The 24,031-nt window shown below is 41.5% G+C and carries 19 protein-coding genes and 1 pseudogene; 10 read left to right on the forward strand and 10 right to left on the reverse strand.

Annotated features, from left to right (window positions below):
* Positions 1-360: pseudogene (locus tag B879_RS07350) on the reverse strand (Eco57I restriction-modification methylase domain-containing protein); the annotation flags it as partial.
* A gap of 218 nt (positions 361-578) precedes the next feature.
* Between B879_RS07350 and B879_RS07355 the strand changes: the two are divergent.
* The 5 genes from B879_RS07355 to B879_RS07375 all read left to right on the forward strand — a co-directional run bounded on the left by B879_RS07355 (position 579) and on the right by B879_RS07375 (position 7,816).
* Positions 579-1,040, forward strand: a complete 462-nt coding sequence (locus B879_RS07355; protein ID WP_009184526.1) for a nuclear transport factor 2 family protein — start codon at positions 579-581, stop codon at positions 1,038-1,040.
* A gap of 118 nt (positions 1,041-1,158) precedes the next feature.
* On the forward strand, positions 1,159-3,399 hold the full coding sequence (locus B879_RS07360) for a xanthine dehydrogenase family protein molybdopterin-binding subunit (protein ID WP_009184527.1): 2,241 nt from the start codon (positions 1,159-1,161) through the stop codon (positions 3,397-3,399).
* A 136-nt stretch (positions 3,400-3,535) separates the two neighbouring features.
* Entirely contained in the window at positions 3,536-3,991 is a 456-nt protein-coding gene (locus tag B879_RS07365) for a (2Fe-2S)-binding protein (protein ID WP_009184528.1), read from the forward strand.
* A 17-nt stretch (positions 3,992-4,008) separates the two neighbouring features.
* Positions 4,009-6,273, forward strand: coding sequence for a xanthine dehydrogenase family protein molybdopterin-binding subunit (locus B879_RS07370; protein WP_009184529.1), 2,265 nt, complete (start codon positions 4,009-4,011; stop codon positions 6,271-6,273).
* Between the two features lie 358 nt (positions 6,274-6,631).
* Positions 6,632-7,816, forward strand: coding sequence for an ATP-binding protein (locus B879_RS07375; RefSeq protein WP_009184531.1), 1,185 nt, complete (start codon positions 6,632-6,634; stop codon positions 7,814-7,816).
* Between the two features lie 436 nt (positions 7,817-8,252).
* Here the strand turns inward: B879_RS07375 and egtD are convergent, their stop codons facing one another.
* From egtD to B879_RS07415, 8 genes are all read right to left on the reverse strand, one after another.
* Positions 8,253-9,188 carry an L-histidine N(alpha)-methyltransferase gene (gene egtD / locus B879_RS07380; protein WP_009184533.1) on the reverse strand — a complete coding sequence of 312 codons (936 nt, stop codon included), beginning with the start codon at positions 9,186-9,188 and terminating at the stop codon, positions 8,253-8,255.
* Entirely contained in the window at positions 9,185-10,345 is a 1,161-nt protein-coding gene (gene egtB / locus B879_RS07385; protein ID WP_009184534.1) for an ergothioneine biosynthesis protein EgtB, read from the reverse strand. Before egtB ends, egtD begins: the two co-directional genes overlap by 4 nt.
* On the reverse strand, positions 10,332-11,816 hold the full coding sequence (locus B879_RS07390) for a BCCT family transporter (protein ID WP_009184535.1): 1,485 nt from the start codon (positions 11,814-11,816) through the stop codon (positions 10,332-10,334). The genes egtB and B879_RS07390 overlap by 14 nt, the downstream gene beginning before the upstream one ends.
* Before the next feature lie 97 nt (positions 11,817-11,913).
* The gene (locus B879_RS07395) at positions 11,914-12,195 is read right to left on the reverse strand and encodes a DUF427 domain-containing protein (RefSeq protein WP_009184536.1); all 282 of its coding nucleotides are present in this window, start codon (positions 12,193-12,195) and stop codon (positions 11,914-11,916) included.
* 176 nt (positions 12,196-12,371) lie between these two features.
* Entirely contained in the window at positions 12,372-14,906 is a 2,535-nt protein-coding gene (locus B879_RS07400) for an ATP-dependent Clp protease ATP-binding subunit (RefSeq protein ID WP_009184537.1), read from the reverse strand.
* 85 nt (positions 14,907-14,991) lie between these two features.
* A complete protein-coding gene (locus B879_RS07405; protein ID WP_009184538.1) occupies positions 14,992-15,609 on the reverse strand; it encodes a WbqC family protein in 618 nt (205 codons plus the stop codon).
* Between the two features lie 18 nt (positions 15,610-15,627).
* The gene (locus B879_RS07410) at positions 15,628-16,257 is read right to left on the reverse strand and encodes an L-threonylcarbamoyladenylate synthase (RefSeq protein ID WP_040400364.1); all 630 of its coding nucleotides are present in this window, start codon (positions 16,255-16,257) and stop codon (positions 15,628-15,630) included.
* 213 nt (positions 16,258-16,470) lie between these two features.
* Positions 16,471-16,878 carry a (deoxy)nucleoside triphosphate pyrophosphohydrolase gene (locus tag B879_RS07415; protein WP_009184540.1) on the reverse strand — a complete coding sequence of 136 codons (408 nt, stop codon included), beginning with the start codon at positions 16,876-16,878 and terminating at the stop codon, positions 16,471-16,473.
* A gap of 74 nt (positions 16,879-16,952) precedes the next feature.
* Between B879_RS07415 and mltG the strand changes: the two genes are divergently transcribed.
* From mltG to B879_RS07440, 5 genes are all read left to right on the forward strand, one after another.
* Positions 16,953-17,996, forward strand: coding sequence for an endolytic transglycosylase MltG (gene mltG / locus B879_RS07420; protein WP_009184541.1), 1,044 nt, complete (start codon positions 16,953-16,955; stop codon positions 17,994-17,996).
* Position 17,997: 1 nt separating this feature from the next.
* Complete coding sequence (locus tag B879_RS07425; RefSeq protein WP_009184542.1) at positions 17,998-18,405, forward strand: acyl-CoA thioesterase; 408 nt, start codon at positions 17,998-18,000, stop codon at positions 18,403-18,405.
* Between the two features lie 11 nt (positions 18,406-18,416).
* A complete protein-coding gene (locus B879_RS07430; protein ID WP_009184543.1) occupies positions 18,417-19,361 on the forward strand; it encodes a YihY/virulence factor BrkB family protein in 945 nt (314 codons plus the stop codon).
* Between the two features lie 90 nt (positions 19,362-19,451).
* On the forward strand, positions 19,452-21,554 hold the full coding sequence (gene pta, locus B879_RS07435; protein WP_009184544.1) for a phosphate acetyltransferase: 2,103 nt from the start codon (positions 19,452-19,454) through the stop codon (positions 21,552-21,554).
* Positions 21,555-21,680: 126 nt separating this feature from the next.
* Positions 21,681-22,880, forward strand: coding sequence for an acetate/propionate family kinase (locus B879_RS07440; protein ID WP_009184545.1), 1,200 nt, complete (start codon positions 21,681-21,683; stop codon positions 22,878-22,880).
* Here B879_RS07440 and B879_RS07445 read toward each other — a convergent pair.
* Positions 22,870-23,985 carry a diaminopropionate ammonia-lyase gene (locus B879_RS07445; RefSeq protein WP_040400357.1) on the reverse strand — a complete coding sequence of 372 codons (1,116 nt, stop codon included), beginning with the start codon at positions 23,983-23,985 and terminating at the stop codon, positions 22,870-22,872. The genes B879_RS07440 and B879_RS07445 overlap by 11 nt on opposite strands.
* Between the last annotated feature and the right edge of the window lie 46 nt (positions 23,986-24,031).

Here is a 24,031-nt window from a genome sequence, read left to right on the forward strand (position 1 = left end):
GCTGAAAGCCTGATCACGGATTTTATCCAAGTCCTTGGTGTCTGTACCTTTCAACTCAATTACAGCCAATGCAGTACCGTCTTTCAGGATGGCACCATCTGTCTTTTTGGAATCTTTGATGTTTTTGAGTTCCGTGGTCAGATTATAATCCGGCTCAGGATTGATGGTATAGCCCAAGATGTTGACAAAAAGCTCCCTGAGAAATCCTTCCTGAAATTGTTCTTCTTTTGCAGCACGGATATTTTCACGGACCTGTGGATGATGGAAATACTTTTGATACGCTGAAAAAGCTTCCTTTACCAGCAATTGATCTTCTGCTCCAAGGTATTTCTTAAGTACTGAATTTTGAAAAAGGGCCATAAGCAACTATTTGCCTAAAAATATAAAATTAAAATGATTCAGACGTTCATTGGGACGATCAAGACACAAAATGTCTTAAAATTTAATAAAAACATTAATGTTCTTTGATTTTGCCAATTCCTTGTTTGAATTCCGTAAGAAAACCAGTTTAATATTCTGTAATTTTGGTTTACCAAAATTAACTTTAATTCCAAAGAGCTTAACAAACTGAAAAACACATGAAATCTTTCCTGCTGACCATTCTTTTCTACCTTTACTTGTCCTTTCCAAATCATGCCCAAACCCATCCCAATAGCGATACTGAAAAAGAAGTCATTCAACTCTCCATGGACAAATGGCAGTGGATGGCAGACAAAGACGTTTCGAAACTTGCTCCTTTGTTCCACCCGCAGGCAAAGTTTGTCCATATGAGCGGAACATGGACCACAGCCCGTGAACTGGAAATCATCGAAACAGGCAGCATATGGTACAAAAAAGCCACCGTGCATGACACAGCAGTAGAGCTTGTGGGAAATACTGCCATTGTCTGGAACCGGATCACCCTCGAATCGGTAGTCCGGGGAAATGATGCCAAAGTAGAATTTACAGTAACTGAGGTTTATCAAAAAGAGGGTTCTGACTGGAAAATGATGGCCATGACCTTTAGTAGTGTAAGAGACACGCATCAAATAGAAAAGTAATGAAATCTAACAGGTTTCTCTTTCGTCGAAAACAAATTCCTAAAAACCTTCAATCAATTTGCCTTGACATTAGGGCTATATACTGGTAAATTGAGAAGATAATCCATCAACTCATAAAATGACCTTATCCAAAACTTCCCTTAACCGCCGCTCCTTTCTTAAAGTATCTGCCCTTGCCGGTGGAGGATTGTTTTTGAGTGTGGGTTGGCTGGCAGGCTGTAAACCCGGATCCAAAGAAGCGGCACTTGGAATGCCGGAGGAATGGTTCAGGATCAATGGATTTATCAGAATCGGTGAAAACGGTCTCATTACCATCATGTCTCCCAATCCGGAAGGTGGGCAAAACGTCAAAACTGGCATGCCCATGATCGTGGCGGAGGAATTGGACGCAGACTGGTCTAAAGTAGTTGTGGAACAGGCACCATTGGACACAGACAACTTTACCCGACAATTCATAGGCGGAAGTCAGGCCATCAGAATGGGTTGGAATGTGCTGAGACAAGCCGGTGCTACAGCCAGACAACTACTGGTCAATGCTGCAGCCCAAACCTGGGATGTCCCAGCCAATGAAATTACCACCGAATCAGGTTATGTCATCCACACAGCATCCAGGAAGAAAGCCCACTATGGAGAAATGGCTTCTCTGGCAGCAACACTTCCTTTGCCTGAAAATGTTCAATTGAAAGATAGAAAGGATTATAAGATAATAGGAACTGCACGCAAGAATGTAGATGCCAAAAAAATCGTTACAGGCAAACCGCTTTTTGGAGTGGATTACAAAAAAGAGGGTATGCTTTATGCCATGATCATCCACCCTCCTGCCCACGGATTAAGATTGAAATCATTTGATGCTTCTGAGGCCACAGGCATGCCGGGAATCAAAGATGTTTTCCAGGTCAAATCCCATCAGGATGATTACGAACGCACCTTTTTTGACACCACCAGTTTCACGGATACCGTTGCCATCGTCGGGAATTCGACATGGGAAGTAATGAATGCCAAAAAAGCAGTCAAGGTAGAATGGGAAGAATTTTCAACTTACGAGGAAAGCAGGGACTGGAATGGCAGAAAAGAAAAGAGAACGATCCCGGCAGGACTGGAAGACGAACAGGAACAGCTCCGAAAAATGGGTATTGCAGCTAAAAATGCACGGACCGTCAGAAAAGACGGTAACCCAGAAGATGCTTTTCGTTCAGCTGCAAAAGTAATCGAAAGGACCTACAATGGGCCATTCCTGGCACACAACTGCATGGAACCAATGAATTTCTTTGCCCATGTCAATGGAGATAAAGTGGAATGCGCTGGGCCACTGCAGAAACCCGAACTGACCGAACAGGCCCTTTCCAGTAGATTAGGGATTCCCATAGAAAATATCCATATAGATATGACCCGTTTGGGCGGTGGTTATGGCCGTCGCTCCTATGCCCATTGGTTGATCGAGGCAGCGGTAATTTCCCAAAAAGTGAATGCTCCCATCAAACTGATATATTCTCGGGAAGATGACATGACCGGGGGAATCTACCGTCCCATGTACCAGGCTACCTATCGTGCCGCTTTGGACAAGGACAATAACCTGATCGGTTTCCACGTGAATGCCGGTGGATTGGTAGAGCCTCCTTTGTACGCGGACCGCTTCCCTGCCGGATCTGTGGAAAATTACCTGGCAGAGGAATGGACTGTAGCCTCCAACATAACTGTGGGCTCATTTAGGGCTCCCAGGTCCAACTTTATCGCTGCCGCGGAACAATCCTTTTTGGATGAAATTGCTGAGGCTATTGGAAAAGACCCCATTGATTTCCGCTTGGAATTATTGAAAAAAGCAAAAGAAAACCCGATCGGACAAAACAACGATTATGATCCTGTTCGATATGCGGGTGTCTTGGAACTGGTCAAAGAAAAATCCAACTGGGAACAAGTTCCCGCAGGAATATCCAGAGGTGTTTCCGCCTATTTCTGCCACAACAGCTACGCAGCACAGGTAGTAGATCTCAAAATTGAAAACGGGCAGGTAAAAGTAGAAAAAGTGGTTCAGGCCGTGGATTGTGGCCTGATCATCAATCCTGATGCTGCCAGAAACCTCTGTGAGGGTTGCGTCGTGGACGGTATTGGAACTGCGATGTATGGAGAATTGAAGTTCAATCAGGGAGCACCTGACCGATCCAACTTTGACCGCTATCGCATGATCAGGATGAGTGAGGCACCAAAAGTAATTGAAACCTATTTCGTGGAAAGTCAGATAGAACCCACTGGTTTGGGTGAACCCGGTTATCCTCCGGTTTTTGCTGCCTTGGCCAATGCACTTTACCAGGCGACAGGTAAGCGGCTGTACCAGCAACCTTTCGCTCCTCAGCTTTCTTAAAAAATCAGTTCAACTCATTTCAAAAAAAATATCCATAAATATCCCGGCCGTGGCGGATCCAATATCAAATAATATCCATAAATATCAACCAATATCAAGTTATATCCCTAATTACGATCATTTAAAGCAAAAATATATGGCAACATTCAACCTCAACATCAACGGAAAAACCCAAATAGTGGATGTCGATCCCAACACCCCAATATTATGGGTATTGAGAGACCATCTTGACCTGGTGGGGACCAAATATGGATGCGGTATAGCCCAATGTGGCTCCTGCACGGTTATTATGGATGGAAATGCGGTACGCTCCTGCTCTATACCTGTTTCAGCGGCTGAAGGCACTAAAATAACCACCATAGAGGGTCTTTCAGAAAAAGGAGATCATCCCGTTCAAAAGGCATGGATGGAGCATGATGTGCCACAATGTGGCTACTGCCAAGCAGGACAGATCATGAGCGCTGTAGCTTTGTTGGACAACAATCCCAATCCTAGTGATACGGATATAGACAATGCCATGAATGGCAACATCTGCCGTTGCGGTACTTATGTAAGAATTAAAAAGGCCATCAAGACAGCTGCCAATTCCTAACCCTAAAGCATACAACCATGAGCATTGTAAAAACAAAACTCGATAGAAGATCCTTTTTGAAGGCATCGGCTCTGGCAGGAGGCGGTATGATGCTGAGCTTTAGCTGGCTGGCGGGTTGTAAACCCAGTCCTAAGGAAGTGGCTTTAGGATTACCGGATGAATGGTTTGAAATGAACGCCTTTATCAAAATAGGTGAAAATGGTGCTGTTACACTATTCAATCCAAACCCGGAATTTGGACAGAATGTCAAAACTTCCATGCCGATGATCCTTGCAGAAGAGCTGGATGTGGACTGGAAAAATGTATGGGTAGAGCAGGCAGATTTTTATCCGGAAAGATATGGAAGACAGTTTACCGGAGGTAGTCAGTCCATCAGACAGGGATGGCAACCACTAAGAACGGCAGGGGCTACGGCCAGGGCCATGTTGGTCGCTGCAGCAGCACAAAGCTGGAATGTTCCTGCAAATGAAATCACCACAGAATCAGGAGTTTTAATCCATCAAGCCTCCGGCAAAAAAGCTGGTTATGGGGAGATGGCCTCCTTGGCAGCTACTTTACCTGTTCCGGAAGAAGTAGAATTGAAAGACAAAAAGGACTTCAAAATAATTGGAACATCAAAAAAGAACGTAGAAGTCAATAAAATCCTTACCGGGAAACCGCTTTTCACCATAGATTATAAAAAAGAAGGCATGTTGGTGGCCATGATCGAACATGCACCTGCCTTCGGAATGCGCTTGAAATCCTTTGATGCGGCTGAGGCCAAATCCATGCCCGGTATCAAGGATGTATTCAGCTTCAAGGTGCACCAAGATGATTATGAGCACAACTTCTTTGATACCACTACCCATTATGAAATGATTGCCGTCGTCGGCAATACCACATGGGAAGTGATGCAGGCCAAAAAGAAGCTCAAAGCCGAATGGGAAGTAGCACCGGAAAGGTCTATAATGCAATCAGGTTTTGGCGGAAATGCCAGCAAGGTAAAAATCCCGGCAGGTTTGGAGAGTTCAGAGGGACACCGTGCCAGGATGGAAGAATTCTCCAAAAAACCCGGAAACATCCTGCGCAGAGATGGGGATCCTGAAGCTGCATTTAAAAAAGCCGCCAAGATCCTGGAAAGAACCTATAACGCGCCATACTTAGCCCATAATTGCATGGAGCCGGTCACCTGCTATGCTCATGTGACTGCAGATCAGGCAGAACTTTACGGACCAATACAGGCACCGGAAGTGATCAGCAATACCTTATCGGCAAGATTAGGGCTACCTAAAGAGAAAATTCAAATCAACCTGGCCAGAATGGGTGGCGGATTTGGTCAGAGGGCTTATGGCCACCATTTGGTGGAAGCAGCCGTTATCTCTAAACAAGTTGGCGCTCCTATTAAGATGGTGTACTCTCGGGAAGACGACATGACTTATGGTATCTATCGTCCTACCTATACCGCCACTTACAGGGCAGCTTTGGATGAAAACAACAAGCTTTTGGCGCTTCATGTCAAAGCAGGAGGCATTCCTGAGACTCCGATTGCACCAAACAGATTCCCCGCAGGTGCATTGGATAACTACCTTGCTGAAGGTTGGGCCATAGAATCCAATATCACCATTGGGGCTTTCAGGGCTCCAAGATCCAACTTTATTGCCAGTGCTGAACAATCCTTCCTGGATGAATTGGCCGAAGAAATGGACAAGGATCCAATAGACTTCCGCTTGGAACTCCTGGAAAGGGCTAAAACCAATCCTGTAGGCAGCAACAATGACTACGATGCGGAGCGGTATGCAGGAGTATTGAAATTGGTAAAAGAAAAATCCAACTGGGGTCAAAGCGAACCTGGTATCCACCGGGGTGTATCTGCTTATTTCTGTCACAATTCTTATGTGGCTGAAGTTTTGGACCTTCGATTGGAAGGAAATAAACCGGTAGTGGAAAATGTTGTCGCAGCAGTAGACTGTGGTATTGTCATCAACCCTGATGCTGCTGCCAATATGGGTGAAGGTGCCATTGTGGATGGAATCGGCAATGCCTTCTTTGGGGAATTACCATTCAAAGATGGAGTGCCTCAAAAAAACAACTTCCATCAATACCGCATGATCCGTATGGCGGAGGCGCCTAAAAAAGTAGAGGTCCATTTTGTGAAAAATGACATTGACCCCACCGGATTGGGAGAACCCCTCTTCCCTCCTATTTTTGCGGCAGTTTCCAATGCCCTGTACCAGGCCACGGGAAGAAGGCTGTACAATCAGCCTTTTATGAAGGAACTGGAGTCAGAGATCACGAGGATGTAGAAACCTTTGAGTACGCCGCGGCGCACTCGAAGGTTTTTTATTAAGGAAAAGCTGATCAATTGAATATTAGAAAAGATTAAAGACCTTCGAGGTTTTTGGAAACCTCAAGGGTAAGTAACTATTAACCTTTGAGGTCTTTTTTTGACCTCGAAGGTTTTTCAATATCACGATTCAGGCATAAAAAAAGATGCGGAAAACGCAAAGGAATTTAACCCAGTACCACACTTTTCCTCTGCGTCATTTTTAGAAAACCCTTTTCTTGACACTTTAAAAAATAATATGTTTTTTATATAAAACATTTTGATATATTGTTTTACAGAAAAAACATTTTATATTTTTGTTTTGTTCATAAAACAACATGGAGCGACTCATTCAATTTTCTGAGAAAAAAAAGAAAGAAATCAAACAAGATTTCCGACGCTATCTGTTTGATCAAATAGATTGGTCACAGCGGTTGATTTTGGTTTTGGGACATCGTGGAGTTGGAAAGACCACGCTTCTTATTCAGCAAATGCAGCAGGTTACAAGCCCTTCCATTTATCTGAGTTTGGATGATTTCTTTTTTGAAGAAAATAGATTGGTGCTTTTTGTGGAAGATTTAATTGAGAAAGGATATCAAACTTTCTTTTTGGATGAAGTGCATCGCTACCAACATTGGTCAACCGACCTTAAAAACCTTTATGATAATTTTCCAGAGGTTCGGTTTGTCGTCTCAGGTTCTTCTATTTTGGCTTTAGAAAAGGGAAAAGCAGATCTCTCGAGAAGAGCCGCGGTTTACCATTTAGCTGGTCTGTCTTTTAGGGAGTTTTTAAAGCTGGAAAAGAAAGGTGAGTTTCACAAGCTCATGTTATATGAAATCTTGGAGAAGCATCAAGAACTGTGCGAACAGGTTACCGATCAGATTGAGGTTCTTTCTCTATTTAAGGAATATCTGGAATTTGGCCACTATCCTTTTTATAGGGAAGGTAAGAGCAACTATAAATCCCGACTATTGGAAACAACACAGGTAGTTTTAGAAATGGATTTGAGCCCTTTGGAGGACTTGACGCATCAGACAATTCGCAACATGAAAAAGTTGATACTGATCATCAGCGAATCTGTTCCTTTTATTCCGAATATCAGCAAATTGGCAGAGAGACTGGAAGTGTCAAGGAATACTGTCCTTAAGACATTGGATTTACTGGAACAAGCCCAGATATTGAACCTCCTTAGACAATCTACCAAAGGAGTGTCTTTTCTCCGGAAGCCTGAAAAAATCTACCTTCAAAATACCAACTTAGCATTTGCATTTTCTTCTCATTCAACTGATTCAGGAAACTTAAGGGAAACATTTTTCTTCAACCAACTCCGGCAAATGCATGATGTAACATTCCCGAAATTTGGGGACTTTATGGTAGATGATACTTACTTTTTCGAAATCGGTGGACCAAATAAAACTGCTCAACAGATTAAAGGTGTTCCGAATGCATTTGTGGTGGCTGACAAGATAAAATTTGGAAGTGGAAATAAGATACCCATATGGCTATTTGGCTTCCTATACTGACCAATTTGCAGATTACCTTCAAGGAGCCAATAAACTGTTTGATTTTTGCAAGGAATTGTGTTTTTCCCATTATCATTTTTGAGCCCTTTGGTATAATTTTACCTTAAATGGTGATAGAATTTCACTCGGGTTCAGAACCTTTTGATCCTATTTTCGATTATATAAAAGTGTTTGTCCAATTCAGCCTTTTTATGAACTGAATTTCTCATCGTGAACATTGGCACTTTGATGATCAGGCCCTTATACAAACAATAACCCAAACTTAAACAGTAAATTCGAATGCTTCAGGTTTAAATTAAATAGGACTTCCTGTTTGATTATAACAACCTTGAGGCCAATAAAAATATTTAAAATTTCAAAGTTCGGTTTAGGCCGAAAATTGATTGGGTAATAATTATTAAAAAGCGATGGCTCCATGGGCCATCGTTTTTTTTATTCATTTTCCTGCTAAAACTAATCCATAACCCTCCTGCTCAAATATATCAGAAGGATTTATCAGGAATCCTTCATTTTCGAGCAGCTGTTTTATTTCGGGGAGTGCATATTTTCTGGAATTCTCCGTATGAATTACCTCTCCTGCCTCAAATTCTATGAATTGGCCGGCAATTTGGACCTTTTGTCTTTTTTTGCTGACCAAAAAGCTTTGGGCCAAACCACTGAGTGGATTATAGGTAGCGTAATGTTCAAATTGATCCAATCTAAAATCTCCCTCAAGCTCCCTGTTCATTCTTGCCAGAAGATTTAGGTTGAATTTTGCAGTAATGCCATGGGGATCATCATAAGCTTTCGCTATTTTTTTGGGATCTTTTTTCAGATCCACTGCCAACAAAAAATAATCTCCACCATCCAAGTGGTCATAAATCATCTTCAAGAAGTCTCTGGTCCTATTTTCGTCGAAATTACCCAGATTACTTCCCATGAAAAGCAAGAGTTTTTTACCCTCCATGCCAGCGGCTTTCGATAAGGTTTCGAAATAATTCCCGGCAATAATCTTTACCTGAACACCTGGGATGGCTTTTACCGTTGCCTGCTTATTTTCTTCCAAAACATCCTTATCAATATCAAGTGGAACATACGTGACATTTCTAGAGGACACTGACAAAGACTCCAGGAGAATCCGTGTTTTACTTCCATCCCCTGCTCCCAGTTCAATGACCGTAACAGGCTCCTCTTTGAAATGCGCGGCAATGGATTCAGCTTCTTTGATCAATAAAGCTTTTTCCAGTTCCGGTAAATAGTATTCCGGCATATTCATGATTTCCTGGAAAATTCTGGACCCCTTTGTGTCATAAAAATAAAGAGAGGATATTTTCTTGGGTTTTTGACGCAGTCCTTCGATGACATGGTCTAAAAAGGCTTTTTGTTGACTCATAATGATTTGGCTAATCGGATACCTGCAAAATGCCATCTGCAGGCCGCATGAAAGAAATTTCTATATGTGATTCTGCTATGCTTGGGCGCCGTAGCCACGGATGCACCACGCAAGACATTTTGGTTGATCATGAATTTCCCATTGTACTCTCCCAGAGCTCCCGGGGCTTTTTCAAAGTCGGGGTAAGGTTGATAGGCACTGTAGGTCCATTCCCACAATTGCCCCCAGTTCAATTGTGATGCTGCAGCCTCCCATTCAAACTCCGTAGGCAAGCGCATTCCTTTCCATTCAGCAAATGCAAGTGCCTCATAAAAACTGATATGTTGTACCGGTTGATTTGGATCTATTTTCTGAAAGCCTTGTAGCGTATATTGCCACCATTCCCCTTCCAGTTGATGCCAATATAAAGGCGCCTTTATTTTTTCCCTTTGGATAAAATCCCAACCCTCCGAAAGCCATAAATTGAAATCTTTATATCCCCCATCAGCAATAAACTCAAAATACGCTCCATTGCTGACTAAGGTATTACTGATGGCATATTTCCCCAAGTAAACCTGATGCTGTCCTCTTTCATTGTCGTAACAAAATGAGTGGCCATCAGCCCCTATGTTATAAAGCCCTTCTTTCAGTTCTACAAATCCTTTCCCGGTTTCAGGTTTTAATTCGAAACCTTCTCCATATATAGGAAAGGTTGGTTGGTTACCCAATATATATTTGATATCATAGACCAACAATTCCTGATGTTGTTCTTCATGATTGATTCCCAATTCCACAATGTCCATAATCATTGGATCATCAACCTGTGATAAGAATTGCAGCATGGCTTCAGTTACATAATCTCTGTAAGCCATCACTTCCCTGACCGGTGGGCGGCTCATCAGTCCTCTATTGGGGCGCAGTACCCTTTTGCCAGCATTGTTGTAATAGCTGTTAAACAGATACGCAAAATCATTGTCATAAAGCCGGTAATCCTTAAAGTAGGGCTGCAAAACAAAAGCTTCAAAAAACCAGGTAGTGTGTCCTAAATGCCATTTAGGAGGGGAAACATCTATGGTCGGTTGGGGAATGTAATCTTCTACTTCCAAAGGCTTGCAAATCGTAGAGGTACGCTGTCTACAGGTTTTAAAAAGTGTTTGCAATAATTTATTTCTGTTCATACTTTTTTTCTAAATACAATTGAAAGATAAAATACAAAACCATTCCTAAAAACAAAAAGCCAAATGGAAGGGCGGCCAATATCAATAACTGACTGACGGATTCCAGCAAACTCTCTTTTCCCACCCATATTACAGCAATAGTAAAAAGTGCAATGAGAATACCCCAAAACAACCTGATTCTTTTATTGGGTTGGGTTTTACCATTTTCGGAAAACATACTCAATACAAAAATGGCTGAGTCGACTGAAGTCAGCAGAAAAGTAAAAACCAATAAAGTACTGACCGCATTACTGATCAATGAGCCTGGAAAGAAATTCAGGAAATTAAATAATGCACTATAAATAGATTCAAAATAGTCCTCTGGAATTTTTCCCAATTCGATCAATTCAAAGGCGTTGATGCCAAAAACAGTAAACCATAAAAAAGTACCCAAACTGGGCACTAGCAAAACACCAATAATGAATTGCCGAATGGATCTACCTTGTGATATTCGGGCAATAAAAACACCGGTAAAGGGGGCCCAAGCCAACCAAAAAGCCCAATAAAAAAAGGTCCAATCCAAAAGAAAATCTTTAGATACTTTTTGTGTCCCAAAATTCAGGCTCATGGGAACAAACTCCAAGATATAAATACCCAAAGATTCCACCAGGGAAATAAGGACTGAGCCCTCAGTACCAATGATCCAAATAAATAACAACAGGGCAGTAGCCATGGCTAAATTTAGATTCGACAAGACTCTGATTCCTCTACTAACACCACGGAAAGCTGACCATGTGGCTAAAATACAAACCAAAAACACTATCAGGATAGTGTTTTCTATCACCAAATTTTGACTTTCAGTCCAATAAACAAAGGATTCCAAAAGCTGTCTGCCGCCCAGTCCTACAGCTGCCACCACTCCTAAAAGGGTACAAATGATGATTAGAAAATCTATTGCCACCGCCCAAATGGAGGACTGTAGATTTTCAGTCAGTATTGATGAGCCCAAAATACGTTTACCCCGTACAGAGACTTGATAACCAATAACGAGTCCAAATAACCCATAAAAAGCCCAAGGCGTAAATCCCCAGTGGAAAAAGGTATATTGTAGTGCAAATTCAGTTGGAACATGGAGTGTCTCCCTTGGTGGATTGAGGTAATAAAAAACAGGTTCCTGTACTGCCCTCAGGAGCAGGCCCGCTCCCATTCCTGTGCTGTACAGCATGGCGATCCATGAAAACCAGCCATAGCTTGGTTTTTCAGAGCCAAGTCTTTTTCTTCCTAATGGTGAAATAGCAAGCACTATCAGTAAAACCACTGCAAAAAAGCCAAGCCACAGGTAAAACCCTCCAAATACATCCATACTTGCAGAAGACCATGACTGCAGCTTGCTTTTAAAGCTTTCCGGAAAAATCAAAGTAATCCCCAAAAACAACAAGCAAAAGAGTAAAGAAAAAATGAAGGTTAAATATTGCTTTTTTGGCTTCCTCATAGTCAAAACGAATATGGCGTAAGATACATAGTTGTGCTTGGCACTAAAAATTGCATCTTGGTAAATAACTATGTTTATGCATTCCTCATGATGATGATCAAGGCTCCACTTTTACACCCTTCCAAAAGGCGACATAACCTTTGATTTCCCTGGCTGCAGGTTTGGTTTCAGGATAGTACCAAGCTGCATCTTTATTGGTCTCACCATTGACTTCAATATGGTAATAAGAGGCCACTCCTTTCCAGGGACAGGTGGTATGTGTTTCAGATGGGGTAAAGAATTCTTTTTTTATTGCTTCGGCAGGGAAATAATGGTTGCCTTCTACTTGAAGGGTTTGATTACTTTCGGCGATCACTTGATTGTTCCAGATTGCTTTCATGATTATTGAATGGTTAATTATTTATTCCTTTATAAATAAAAGAACAATGCCTTGAAAATGTTTGACTTTAGGGTTTAAGGTAATATAATAAGGCCAATTATTCCTTCAGTTATATATAAAAAATAAGAGCCGTTACCAGAGGTAACAGCTCTTAATAATCAAGGTGATTTACAACTTTACTCAGCTTTTTCTTTTTTATTGACCGAAATGGTCAATTCTTCTCCTTCTCCACCGTAGTCTGCTAAGATGACGTCTCCGTCTGACAATTCACCTTTCAGTATTTCTTCCGCCAGCGCATCTTCCAAGTATTTTTGGATGGCCCTATTTAAAGGTCTTGCACCATATTGCTGGTCGTACCCTTTTTCTGCCAAGAAATCTTTCGCTTTGTCTGTCAATTGTATTTCGTAACCCAAATCGGTAATTCTACTGAACAACTTTTTAAGACTGATATCGATAATTTGATGGATATGTTCTTTATTCAAAGAATTGAACACTACTACATCATCCAATCTATTAAGGAACTCAGGACTGAAGGCTTTTTTAAGGGCACTCTGAATGGTTGACTTCATCACTTCGTCCATACTCTGCTGCTTGGATTTAGATGCGAAACCAATACCAGCACCGAAATCTTTTAAATCTCTTACACCGATGTTTGATGTCATGATGATGATGGTATTTCTAAAATCAACCCTTCTTCCCAATCCATCTGTCAAAATACCGTCATCCAGTACCTGAAGTAGGATATTAAACACATCTGGGTGTGCTTTTTCTATCTCATCCAAGAGAACTACTGAATAGGGCTTCCTTCTGACTTTCTCGGTCAACTGTCCACCTTCTTCATAACCTACATATCCAGGAGGCGCACCTACCAGTCTTGATACGGAGAATTTTTCCATATATTCAGACATGTCGATTCGCACAAGGGAATCTTCTTTATCGAAGAGATAGGAGGCCAACATTTTGGCCAATTCTGTTTTACCTACACCGGTTGGTCCAAGGAAAATGAAAGAACCGATCGGTTTTTTGGGATCTTTTAAACCTACTCTTGTTCTTTGGATCGCTTTCACCAATTTTTTTATGGCCTCATCCTGACCAATCACCTTGGCCTGAAGATCATGCGCCATACTAAGCAATTTAGACCCTTCATTTTGGGCAATACGCTTGGCTGGAATACCTGTCATCATCGCAATCACTTCAGCTACATTATCTTCTTCGACCATGTAACGTTTTGTCTTGCTTTCCTCCTCCCACTTCACTTTGGCATTCTCCAATTGCTCAAGAAGTTTCTTCTCCTTATCCCGCAATTGTGCTGCTTCTTCGTATTTCTGGCTTTTTACAACCCTGTTTTTCTCTACTTTTATCTGTTCAACTTCTTCCTCCAGTTTCAGTATCTCTTCTGGGACATGGATATTGTTGATGTGAACCCTGGCTCCTGCCTCATCCAATATATCAATGGCTTTGTCTGGAAGGAACCTGTCTGAAATATACCTGTCAGACAACTTCACACAAGCTTCAATGGCTTCAGGCGTGTAGATCACATTGTGGTGATCTTCGTACTTATCTTTAATGTTATTGAGAATTTGAACGGTCTCTTCAGGAGTAGTGGCGTCCACCATAACCATTTGGAACCTTCTTGCCAATGCCCCGTCCTTTTCTATGTACTGCCTGTATTCATCCAAGGTGGTTGCGCCTATACACTGTATTTCACCTCTGGCTAAAGCAGGTTTAAACATGTTGGAAGCGTCCAAGGAACCACTTGCACCACCTGCACCAACAATCGTATGTAACTCATCGATGAAAAGAATGACATTTGGCGATTTTTCCAACTCATTCATTACCGCCTTCATACGCTCCTCAAACTGTCCTCGATATTTGGTGCCTGCCACCAAGGAAGCCAAGTCCAAGGTAACTACACGCTTATTGAACAGCACTCGGGAAACTTTCTTCTGCACAATACGAAGTGCCAAGCCTTCTGCAATGGCTGTCTTACCGACTCCCGGTTCACCAATAAGAATGGGGTTGTTTTTCTTTCTCCTGGAAAGAATCTGCGCAACGCGTTCGATTTCCTTTTCTCTTCCAATGATCGGGTCAAGTTTATCATCTTCCGCCATCTTGGTCAGATCTCTTCCAAAATTATCTAAAACCGGAGTCCTTGATTTTTCAGCGGATCCTTTAGCGCTGCTTCCTGAACTTCCACTACCGGAAGAGGAACCAAATAATTTGGATCCATCCTCATCTGGATCATCAGCCTGAGCTTTGGACCTTGGCCCGCCATCAGTCTGAAATTCCAGCATTTCCTTTACCGCGTCATAATTGGCATCAAATTTTTGTAAAATCTGCGTCGCAATATTGTCCTCATCCCTCAGGATGGACAGCAATAAATGCTCAGTACCAATTAACTGACTTTTAAATATTTTTGCCTCCAGATAAGTAATCTTCAATACTTTTTCAGATTGCCTGGTCAGAGGAATATTTGCCAGATTCTTCACGTTGTGATTGGCAGTACCTTTTACTGCCCTTTCGATGGAATTTCTGAGCTCGTCCAAGGGGACACCCAACTTTTTCAATATGGAAACAGCCACTCCTTCACCCTCACGGATCATTCCCAACAAGAGGTGTTCCGTACCGATGTAATCATGGCCCAACCGTAATGCTTCTTCACGGCTGAGTGAGATCACCTCTTTGACTCTGTTTGAAAATTTTGCTTCCATTTATTTCCTTTCTGAATTGATTTTAAATCTGTATTAATGTTACCGAATTTGTTTTAAAAACACAATCCTTTTAACGTTTGTTCAATCATTTTTTTTGAGAAGCCCTGAGGATGGACTCAGCGGAACTTCCTTCACAAAAAAGCAGATCGATGATGCTTAGATTAGGTGCAAAGTCTACGCCAAATAACTGCAAATATTCCTTTTCTTGGTAGAAACTGTACATTCCAGGTCCTGATTTTACATGTAAAAGACCTCGAATATCCATTGAATCAGGTATTTGCCCCTCTTCTTCCCATACGGAAACTTTGACATTGAGTTGGAGTAACTTAAGACAAACTGTCAGTAAATCCATGTTCATGTCAAATAAAAACTTGTGGTTTTTTAAATAAACATTTTCAATATAAGGATAAAAATATTCAAAAAAAGGAGCTTTTCCATATGCTGACTGAATCCCCCTTAAGTGAACATTTTTCCATTTTTGGTTATAATCAATTTGAATGTCTCTGTATTTTCTCTTTTTGTTACCACCTGCTACAGGGACCGAAAGCGTTTCAACCTTATTGGCGAGGAGGATTTTTGACCTGTTCCTAAAGGTCTGTTTTTGATAATATTCAGTACCGTCCAAAAACAATTCATCCTTATCCAAAATTGCTGTAAAATACTCTAGATTGGGCAAATAAAATAATTCCGTATAAATACGCATCCTTGGTTTTTTCAGGAATTATAAAATATCATCCACAGGCCCTAAACCTTCCCTGACCAATTCAATCTCACTTCCTGTACAATCAAGTACTGTGGATGCGACATTATTGCCATAGCCTCCATCAATTACCACATCTACCAAATCTCTGTATTTTTCATAAATCAATTCAGGGTCGGTACTGTACTCCACCACCTCATCCTCATCATGAATGGAAGTAGTCAAAATTGGCGAACCCAATTCTTTTACCAAAAGCCTTGGAATGGAATGATCCGGCACGCGAATACCTACCGTTTTTTTATTACTATTTAATATCTTGGGCACAGCGTTATTTGCCTCTAAAATAAAAGTATATGGGCCTGGTAATGCTTTTTTCATTACTTTAAATACAGGTGTGCTCAATGCCCTCGTATATTCCGATATATTGCTCAAATCATAGCAAATGAATGAGAAATTGTGCTTTTTGGGTTTGATGCCTTTGATCTGGGCAATCCGTTCAACTGCCCGTTGATTATGGATATCGCACCCCATACCATAGACGGTATCCGTAGGATAAATAATAACCCCACCATCACGAAGCACCTCTACAATGCGTTGGATCTTCCGCATTTCAGGATTTTCAGGGTATAATTTGATCAATTCCGCTGCCATTGGATTTCGTGTTTGGTCTTGTATTAGGTATTGTACTGCTTCAATGTGACTTCTCAAAGAAATACATACCGAAATTAGGGGCACAATGCATTAAGTCAAAATATTTAACGGTTTAAAATAAATTTAAAAAATAGACACTGTTCAATACCATCATTATCAATCGCTTAAGATTTGCATGCATTAGCAGGATTCATTACATTTCAACATGTTTTTTTATTCAATTTGGGAGTGGTTTTTGACAAAAACACGCATTATTGGAATATCTGCTTCAGCCCAATCCAGATTTTTTAAATCATGAAAACCTTTCCAGATAACCTGCTTATGTTCTCTTACCTGTAAATCCCCCCCTTTGATACGGGCTAAAAAAGGAATCAGTTCAATCTGCCTTCCTTCACCGTAAGTATGCACATTACTTTTTAACCTTTTGCCCACCTCAATAAAAAGATTCAATTCCTCTTTTATTTCTCTTTTTAAGCAATTCTCAGGACTTTCTCCCGGTTCTATTTTACCTCCGGGGAATTCCCATTTTAAGGGCAAAGACATATTTTCTGCCCTTTGGGCACATAATACCCTGTTATTTTGTACAATGATGGCACATACAACCTGTAAGGTATTACACATAGTTTTAGCAGAAGGTTAGCCCCGTGAACAAAATTCTCTATTTTTGCCGTTATTCTTTTGAAGAAGTACAAATCATGTTTGAAGATAAGAAAACAAAAATTTATTTGATCCTCATCATCACATTCTCTGTGCTGTTGACCTCCATGTCCTTTTATTTTTATCAGGCTTTTTTTAGTCCAAATGCCCTAGTAGACAAAGAGGAACCCTATTTACTGAAAATCCCATCCAATGCAACTTTCCAACAGGTGGCCGATAGTTTGTATCAAAATGCTGTGATCCATGACCTCATTACATTTGGGTTTGTATCAAAAGTAATGAAATACCAGGAAGCAGTAAAACCAGGTTTATATACCATACCCCCCAAAATCAACAACCTCAACTTGGTCCGCTTGCTTCGTTCTGGTAATCAAACACCTGTAAACATTACTTTTAACAATGTAAGAACGAAGGAAGATCTTTCAGAAAAAATAACCAGAAACCTGGAAATCGATGAAAGTAGCTTTTTAAACTTACTTTCTGATTCTATTTATATCATGAAATTTGGCTTTGAGCAAGAAACAATCATGTCTATGTTCATACCGAATACTTATGAGGTGTGGTGGAATACCAGCCCGGAGAACCTTTTTGACCGCATGTATAGGGAATATGAAAAATTCTGGACGGAAAGCCGAAAGGAAAAAGCCGAAAACATCGGTTTAACGCCTTTGGAAGTTTCGACATTGGCCTCCATCGTTCAGGCCGAAACCCAAAAATCAGATGAAAGACCCAGAGTGGCTGGTGTTTATATGAACCGTTTAAGAATCAACATGCCTCTTCAGGCTGATCCAACATTGGTTTTTGCGGCTGGAGATTTCAGCATCAGAAGGGTATTAAATGTACATAAGGAAATAGATAGCCCATACAATACGTACAAATACACAGGACTGCCCCCGGGACCGATCAACTTACCCGAAATTTCAGCTTTGGATGCGGTCTTAAATTATGAAGGCCACTCTTATCTGTATTTCTGTGCGAAGGATGATTTCTCTGGTTATCATGCATTTGCCACCAACCTCAATGACCACCTCAATAACGCCAGGAGGTATCAGGCAGCATTAAACAGGGCTAAAATTTATTGATATGTTCCAAGCTACAACCCAAGTTCGTGTCAGGTATGCCGAAACCGATCAGATGGCTTACGTATACTACGGAAATTATGCCATGTATTTTGAAGTGGCCCGTGTCGAAGCCTTACGTTCCGCTGGATTTTCTTACAAGCAAATGGAGGAAGATGGTATCATCATGCCTGTGCTGGAACTCCATTCTCAATTTATCAAACCCGGTAAATATGATGAGATTCTCACAATCAAAACCACGATACCTGAAATTCCCGGTATCAGAATAAAATTTGAATATGAAGTGTACAATCAAGCCGAGGAATTGATCACAAAAGGCTGGACCACACTCACTTTTCTAAAAAAAGAAAGCCACAGACCCTGCAGACCTCCCCAATATTTATTAGATTTATTGCGGCCATATTTTCAATAATCCTATTTTAAGTGAAAAAAAGGATTCGTTTATTTTCCATCAAATTTACCCGTAAGGCAAAATTGCTCAGGAAGTTTCATTTTGGTAACCCTGATCAAAACCTTTATGATGTAGGTAAGATTTTTATTGAGCAAATTCAAAAAGATGAAATCAGCGAGAGGGCGGGGGCCATGGCATTCAGTTTTACAGTGGCCATGTTTCCACTGTTACTTTTTTTATTGAATATGATACCTTACATAGGTATGTTTTTTCCAAATGTGACAACGCAAAATATTTTATTGTTCATTGGGGAATTGATACCGACGAGTATATATAAAGAAGCAGAAACAACAATCATGGATATTGTCAGTAAACCTAGGCAGAGCTTATTGTCACTTGGTTTTTTTCTCGCACTTTTTCTTTCCACCAATGGCGTAGTTTCTATGATGAACGCATTCAATGCGGTATATAAAACCAAAGAAAACCGTTCTTTTTGGAAAACAAGACTGATCGCAGTAAGCATTGTAATGATATTGGTTCTCGCCATCTGTGGTGCCGTAGTCATCATGATCTTAGGAAGTTCAATTTTGTACAATATTTCTGAGTGGGAAATAGTATCAAGCGCCCTGTATTATTACATGCTCACAGCTTTTCGGTTTTTGGTTTTACTCGCCCTTTTTACCTTGGCAACGGCTTACATATTTAGATTTGCTCCAGCTGTGCATGATAAATGGCGCTTTTTTTCTACAGGATCGGTCACTGCGGGAGTGCTGATCAACTTCAGCTTTTACCTGTTCAGCTATTACTTAAATAATTTTGCGACATACAATAAACTATACGGTTCTATTGGAGCCATGATAGCCGTAATGTTATGGCTATTCATTACCTCTTTGATCATTTTAATCTGCTTTGAAATCAATGTGAGCCTGGATAAGGCCGCAGAGCGAAGAGCAGTGTCTGCCAAACTTGCAAATTAAACCACATGATTTAAGTCATGTTTGGGGCATGATTTCATCAAGACATTGTATCAACGGAAGCATTAATTTTGCATAAATGAAAAAATACTAATGATGGAAATCAATAAGAGTGTTTTTATAGCAACCGCAGAACCTTACAGCGGAAAATCCACTGTAGCTTTAGGCATTGTGGACATGCTTTTATCCAAAACACAAAAAATAGGTTATTTCAAACCCATTATCAATCACAGCCCTGAGGCGAAGAGTGATGTTCAAATTGATACGCTAATCCAGCATTTCAAGCTGCCCATAGCCTACAACAGGTCCTATGCCTATACCAGAGATGAGGCTAATTTGCTTGCTGAGTCCGGCATGCAGGGTGAAATCATCGATACAATCATCAGTAAATATAAAAAACTGGAAGAGGAATACGATTTTACCATCATTGAAGGCAGTGATTTTTTGGGTGAAGGAACTGCATTTGAATTTGATGCCAATGCTACTATAGCCAAAAACTTGGGTACCCCTGTTATCATCGTGACCTCAGGTGCGGATAAAACTGCCCAACAGATAAGCAATGCCAGCATTGTGACCATCAAAAACTTCCTTCAAAGGAAAGTCAAAGTGCTTGGGGTAGTTGTCAACAAAGTAGAGCCGGCAAATCTTGAGGAAGTCAAAAACCATTTGCAGGCACAGCTGAAAAAAGACATCCTTGTGACCGTCATCCCTAATGTCACAGAACTTAAAAGCCCCAGCATGAAGGAAGTCAAGGATCATTTGCAGGCGGAAGTAATGTTTGGAGAGCAATATTTATCCAATAGGGCTGATCATTTCATTTTTGGTGCTATGCAGATAGCCAACTTTTTGAACCATATCAAACAAAATGTACTTATCGTCACCCCAGGTGACAGGGCAGATATCATTATGGCCTCTTTACAGGCTAACCTTTCAAAGAACTATCCAAAAATCGCCGGTATTGTATTGACCGGTGGATTTGAAATTGCAGGTTCAGTCATTAAACTCATGGAAGGGTCAAATATCAGTGTCCCTATTCTAAGGCTAGAGGAACCCTCTTTCTATGCTGCGACTAAGGTGGCTGGAATTCATTCCAAAATCAGCCCAGACAATCCGGACAAAATCCACCTTGCCATCAGCACCTTCAGGAAGTACATGGACATAGAGGCCTTGGAAAAAGAAATAGCAGCATTCAAGCCTGTTGGAATGACCCCGCGGATGTTCCAATACCAATTGGTCAGCTGGGCAAAAGCCAAGAAAAAACATATTGTTCTGCCAGAAGGAAAGGATGAACGGGTATTAAAAGCTGCTGACCGCTTGGTCAGACAGGACATTGTAAAAATCACCTTGCTAGGGGATGTTAATGAAATTAGCAGTAATATCAGCAGGTTGGGTTTATGCCTCAACCAAGAAAATTGCCAGATCATCAATCCGCAGGATGCTTTCCACTACGATGAATATGTCAACACCCTTTTTGAACTTCGGAAAGGAAAAAATATGCCACTTCAAGTTGCCAAGGATTTAATGACTGATGTGGCTTATTTCGGCACCATGATGGTATATAAGGGACATGCAGATGGTATGGTTTCAGGTGCCATCCACACAACAGCACATACCATTAGACCTGCCCTTCAGTTTGTCAAGACAAAACCGGGCATCTCATTGGTCTCTTCAATCTTCTTCATGTGTCTACCGGATAGGGTGACCATTTTTGGAGATTGCGCCATAAATATTAACCCAACTGCTGAAGAATTGGCAGAAATAGCCATCTCTTCAGCAGACACCAGCATCAAATTTGGCATAGATGCCAGAGTAGCCATGCTTTCTTATTCCTCAGGAGCATCAGGGACAGGAGAGGATGTGGAAAAAGTCAGAAAGGCCACTGAAATTGTTAAATCCAAGAGACCTGATATACAGGTGGAAGGTCCCATTCAATACGATGCTGCAGTTGACCCAATAACAGGTAAACAAAAAATGCCTGATTCAAAGGTGGCTGGAAATGCTTCTGTACTTATTTTTCCTGACCTGAATACCGGAAACAACACCTATAAGGCCGTTCAAAGAGAAACTGGGGCCATCGCGATTGGACCTATGCTCCAAGGCTTGAACAAACCTGTCAATGACCTAAGCAGAGGCTGTACCGTAGACGATATTTTCAATACAGTTGTCATTACCGCTATTCAGGCGCAAGAGGACTGAGCGTTAAGAAAATGTCCTGTGGACATTTTTAGCTCAAGCTTGTCCCGAGAGCAAAGCGATTCGGGAGGCCGGGATGTAGGGTAGACAACTAATAAAATCAAGATCAAGCATAAAGAACCAAAAGCTATGAAAATATTAGTATTAAACTCCGGTAGCAGTTCCCTAAAGTACCAGCTTTTTGAGATGCCTAACGAGCAAGCGCTTTGTACTGGATTGGTAGATAGGATTGGACTGGAGCATTCTAGCATCACACATAAGACTTTTTTCAAAGGGAAGGAAAGTAAACATCAGGTTGAACTAGCCATCCCGGATCACGAGGGTGCTTTATTGAGAGTAACTGAATTATTAAAAGACCCCAAGGTTGGCGTGTTGAAGGACAACACAGAAATTGAAGCCATTGGGCACCGTGTGGTACACGGAGGAGAACAGTTTGCCGCCACCACCTTGATTACTGAAGAAGTCAAAGCCAAAATAAAAGGGCTTTTTGCCCTTGCGCCACTTCATAACCCGCCTAACTACCTGGGCATTACCGTAGCAGAAAGGGTATTCCCTCAGGCGAAGCAAGTGGCTGTTTTTGATACTGCTTTCCATCAAAGTATGCCAGCTTTAGCTTATCGCTATGCTCTTCCCAAGTCCATGTATACGGATCTAGGAATCCGTGCCTATGGATTCCATGGCACCAGCCATCAGTATGTTTCCAAAAAAGCCAGTGAATACCTGAATAATTCAAAAGCGAAAATCATCACCATACACCTAGGCAATGGCTGTAGCATGACGGCAGTGGACTCTGGGAAATCTGTTGACACAAGCATGGGTTTGGGGCCCATGGGCGGTTTGGTCATGGGCACCCGGGCCGGTGACATTGATCCCTCCATTATTTTCCATTTGATCAATGAAAGGGGTTTTAGTGCGCAAGAAGTCAATGATATCCTGAATAAAAAGAGTGGTTTATTGGGCCTTTCGGGTTTGAGCGATATGCGGGATGTCAAAAATGCCATTACTGAAGGGAGTCCAGATGCCAAATTGGCTTATGAGTTATATGCCTATCGCATACAAAAATATATCGGCGCATTTGCAGCCGTACTCAAAGGCCTTGACGCCATTGTATTTACAGCCGGTGTAGGCGAAAATGATGCAGACATGCGGGAAGCTGTTTGCAAAAACATGGATTTCTTTGGAATTATGTTGGACACCAAACTCAACCGAGCAGGAAATAAAAACATTAGAGAGGTAAACAAAAGCAGTTCTGCCGTAAAAATATTGGTAATTCCTACCAATGAGGAACTTGAAATTGGCCAACAGACCTTTGAGCTGATCAGGAAATGATCTGCTCAAAGCTTTCTTCATCTGTATTCCCTTCTGTATTGAAGAGCAAAATCCGGGTTTGCGGACCTATTTGTAATTGCTCTTTGATTCCTGCATAAGCAGGATCTTGCAAAATTGTCAAAAGGCCTGCCAACCCCGCTGCTCCAGATTCCCCTGAAATGACCCTTTGGTCATTCCCTAAAGGAACATACAATTGCCTCATGGCCCGCTTAGCCTCTTCATCTGGAATTCTGATGGCTGCAGTCACCGCATTTTTAAGCATCTCCCATCCAGAAAGTGAAGGAATGCCACAACTTAAACCTCCCATAATGGTATGAGAACTGGATTCAGGGGATACCCTTTCTCCATTTTTCAGGGAATCAAAGAATCCCGCTGACCCATCAGGCTCCACCGTAATCAGTAAAGGACTCTCTTTACCATAACGCTGCAAATAATAGAATGCGGCTGAGGCTGCCCAACTGCCCACTCCCACTTGAAGGAAAACAAGGTCAACATCTGGCCTAGCAACCCCATGGAGACTGTCTTCCAACTCCTTGAAATGGGTAAGATAACCGGCCATTATATCAGCTGGTATTTCTTCATAACCTTTCCAGGCCGTATCCTGGACCAACTCCCATTGATTAATTTTGCTGATGCGCTCGGCATGGGCACAGGTATCATCATAGTTTTTATTCAACTGTACCACGGTAGCCCCTTCTTTTTCAATGGCTTTAATCCTATTCAGAGAAGTATCAGCTGGCACAAATACCACGGATTTTTTGCCAGCTGCTTTGGCGGCCCAGGCCACAGCCCGTCCATGATTGCCATCAGTAGCCGTACAGAAAATTTCTATTTCGGGCTTTTTTTCTAAGAGTTGGCCGATGGCAAAAGAAGCACCAAGACCCTTGAAGGCGTTCAAATCAAACCTGTAAGATTCATCCTTGATGTAAATAGCTCCTAAGCCTATTGCTTTGGCCAAAGCACCTAAGGATATCAAGGGTGTGGGACAGTAAGCCGCTAAACCTTGGTGAAAAGGGAGTGCATTTTTATTTTTCAAAATGGAAACCGTGAGATTATTGGGCAATTGAAAAGAGGGTTCCTGTATGTGAAAAGGGAGTTGATCCATATGGCTAAAGAAAATCAAACCCTAAGTTAAATCAAGAAACTATAAA

The sequence above is a fragment of the Cecembia lonarensis LW9 genome, assembly GCF_000298295.1.
GTDB lineage: Bacteria > Bacteroidota > Bacteroidia > Cytophagales > Cyclobacteriaceae > Cecembia > Cecembia lonarensis.

Excerpts from the sequence above, each read along its gene's own strand:
- B879_RS07425 (WP_009184542.1), top strand. The coding sequence starts at position 17,998 with ATGTTCCAAGCTACAACCCAAGTTCGTGTCAGGTATGCCGAAACCGAT.
- mltG (WP_009184541.1), top strand. The coding sequence starts at position 16,953 with ATGTTTGAAGATAAGAAAACAAAAATTTATTTGATCCTCATCATCACA.
- B879_RS07395 (WP_009184536.1), bottom strand. The coding sequence starts at position 12,195 with ATGAAAGCAATCTGGAACAATCAAGTGATCGCCGAAAGTAATCAAACC.
- B879_RS07360 (WP_009184527.1), top strand. The coding sequence starts at position 1,159 with ATGACCTTATCCAAAACTTCCCTTAACCGCCGCTCCTTTCTTAAAGTA.
- B879_RS07445 (WP_040400357.1), bottom strand. The coding sequence starts at position 23,985 with ATGGATCAACTCCCTTTTCACATACAGGAACCCTCTTTTCAATTGCCC.
- B879_RS07370 (WP_009184529.1), top strand. The coding sequence starts at position 4,009 with ATGAGCATTGTAAAAACAAAACTCGATAGAAGATCCTTTTTGAAGGCA.
- pta (WP_009184544.1), top strand. The coding sequence starts at position 19,452 with ATGATGGAAATCAATAAGAGTGTTTTTATAGCAACCGCAGAACCTTAC.
- B879_RS07415 (WP_009184540.1), bottom strand. The coding sequence starts at position 16,878 with ATGTGTAATACCTTACAGGTTGTATGTGCCATCATTGTACAAAATAAC.
- B879_RS07375 (WP_009184531.1), top strand. The coding sequence starts at position 6,632 with ATGGAGCGACTCATTCAATTTTCTGAGAAAAAAAAGAAAGAAATCAAA.
- B879_RS07440 (WP_009184545.1), top strand. The coding sequence starts at position 21,681 with ATGAAAATATTAGTATTAAACTCCGGTAGCAGTTCCCTAAAGTACCAG.
- egtD (WP_009184533.1), bottom strand. The coding sequence starts at position 9,188 with ATGAGTCAACAAAAAGCCTTTTTAGACCATGTCATCGAAGGACTGCGT.
- B879_RS07390 (WP_009184535.1), bottom strand. The coding sequence starts at position 11,816 with ATGAGGAAGCCAAAAAAGCAATATTTAACCTTCATTTTTTCTTTACTC.
- B879_RS07400 (WP_009184537.1), bottom strand. The coding sequence starts at position 14,906 with ATGGAAGCAAAATTTTCAAACAGAGTCAAAGAGGTGATCTCACTCAGC.
- B879_RS07355 (WP_009184526.1), top strand. The coding sequence starts at position 579 with ATGAAATCTTTCCTGCTGACCATTCTTTTCTACCTTTACTTGTCCTTT.
- B879_RS07405 (WP_009184538.1), bottom strand. The coding sequence starts at position 15,609 with ATGCGTATTTATACGGAATTATTTTATTTGCCCAATCTAGAGTATTTT.
- B879_RS07410 (WP_040400364.1), bottom strand. The coding sequence starts at position 16,257 with ATGGCAGCGGAATTGATCAAATTATACCCTGAAAATCCTGAAATGCGG.
- B879_RS07365 (WP_009184528.1), top strand. The coding sequence starts at position 3,536 with ATGGCAACATTCAACCTCAACATCAACGGAAAAACCCAAATAGTGGAT.
- egtB (WP_009184534.1), bottom strand. The coding sequence starts at position 10,345 with ATGAACAGAAATAAATTATTGCAAACACTTTTTAAAACCTGTAGACAG.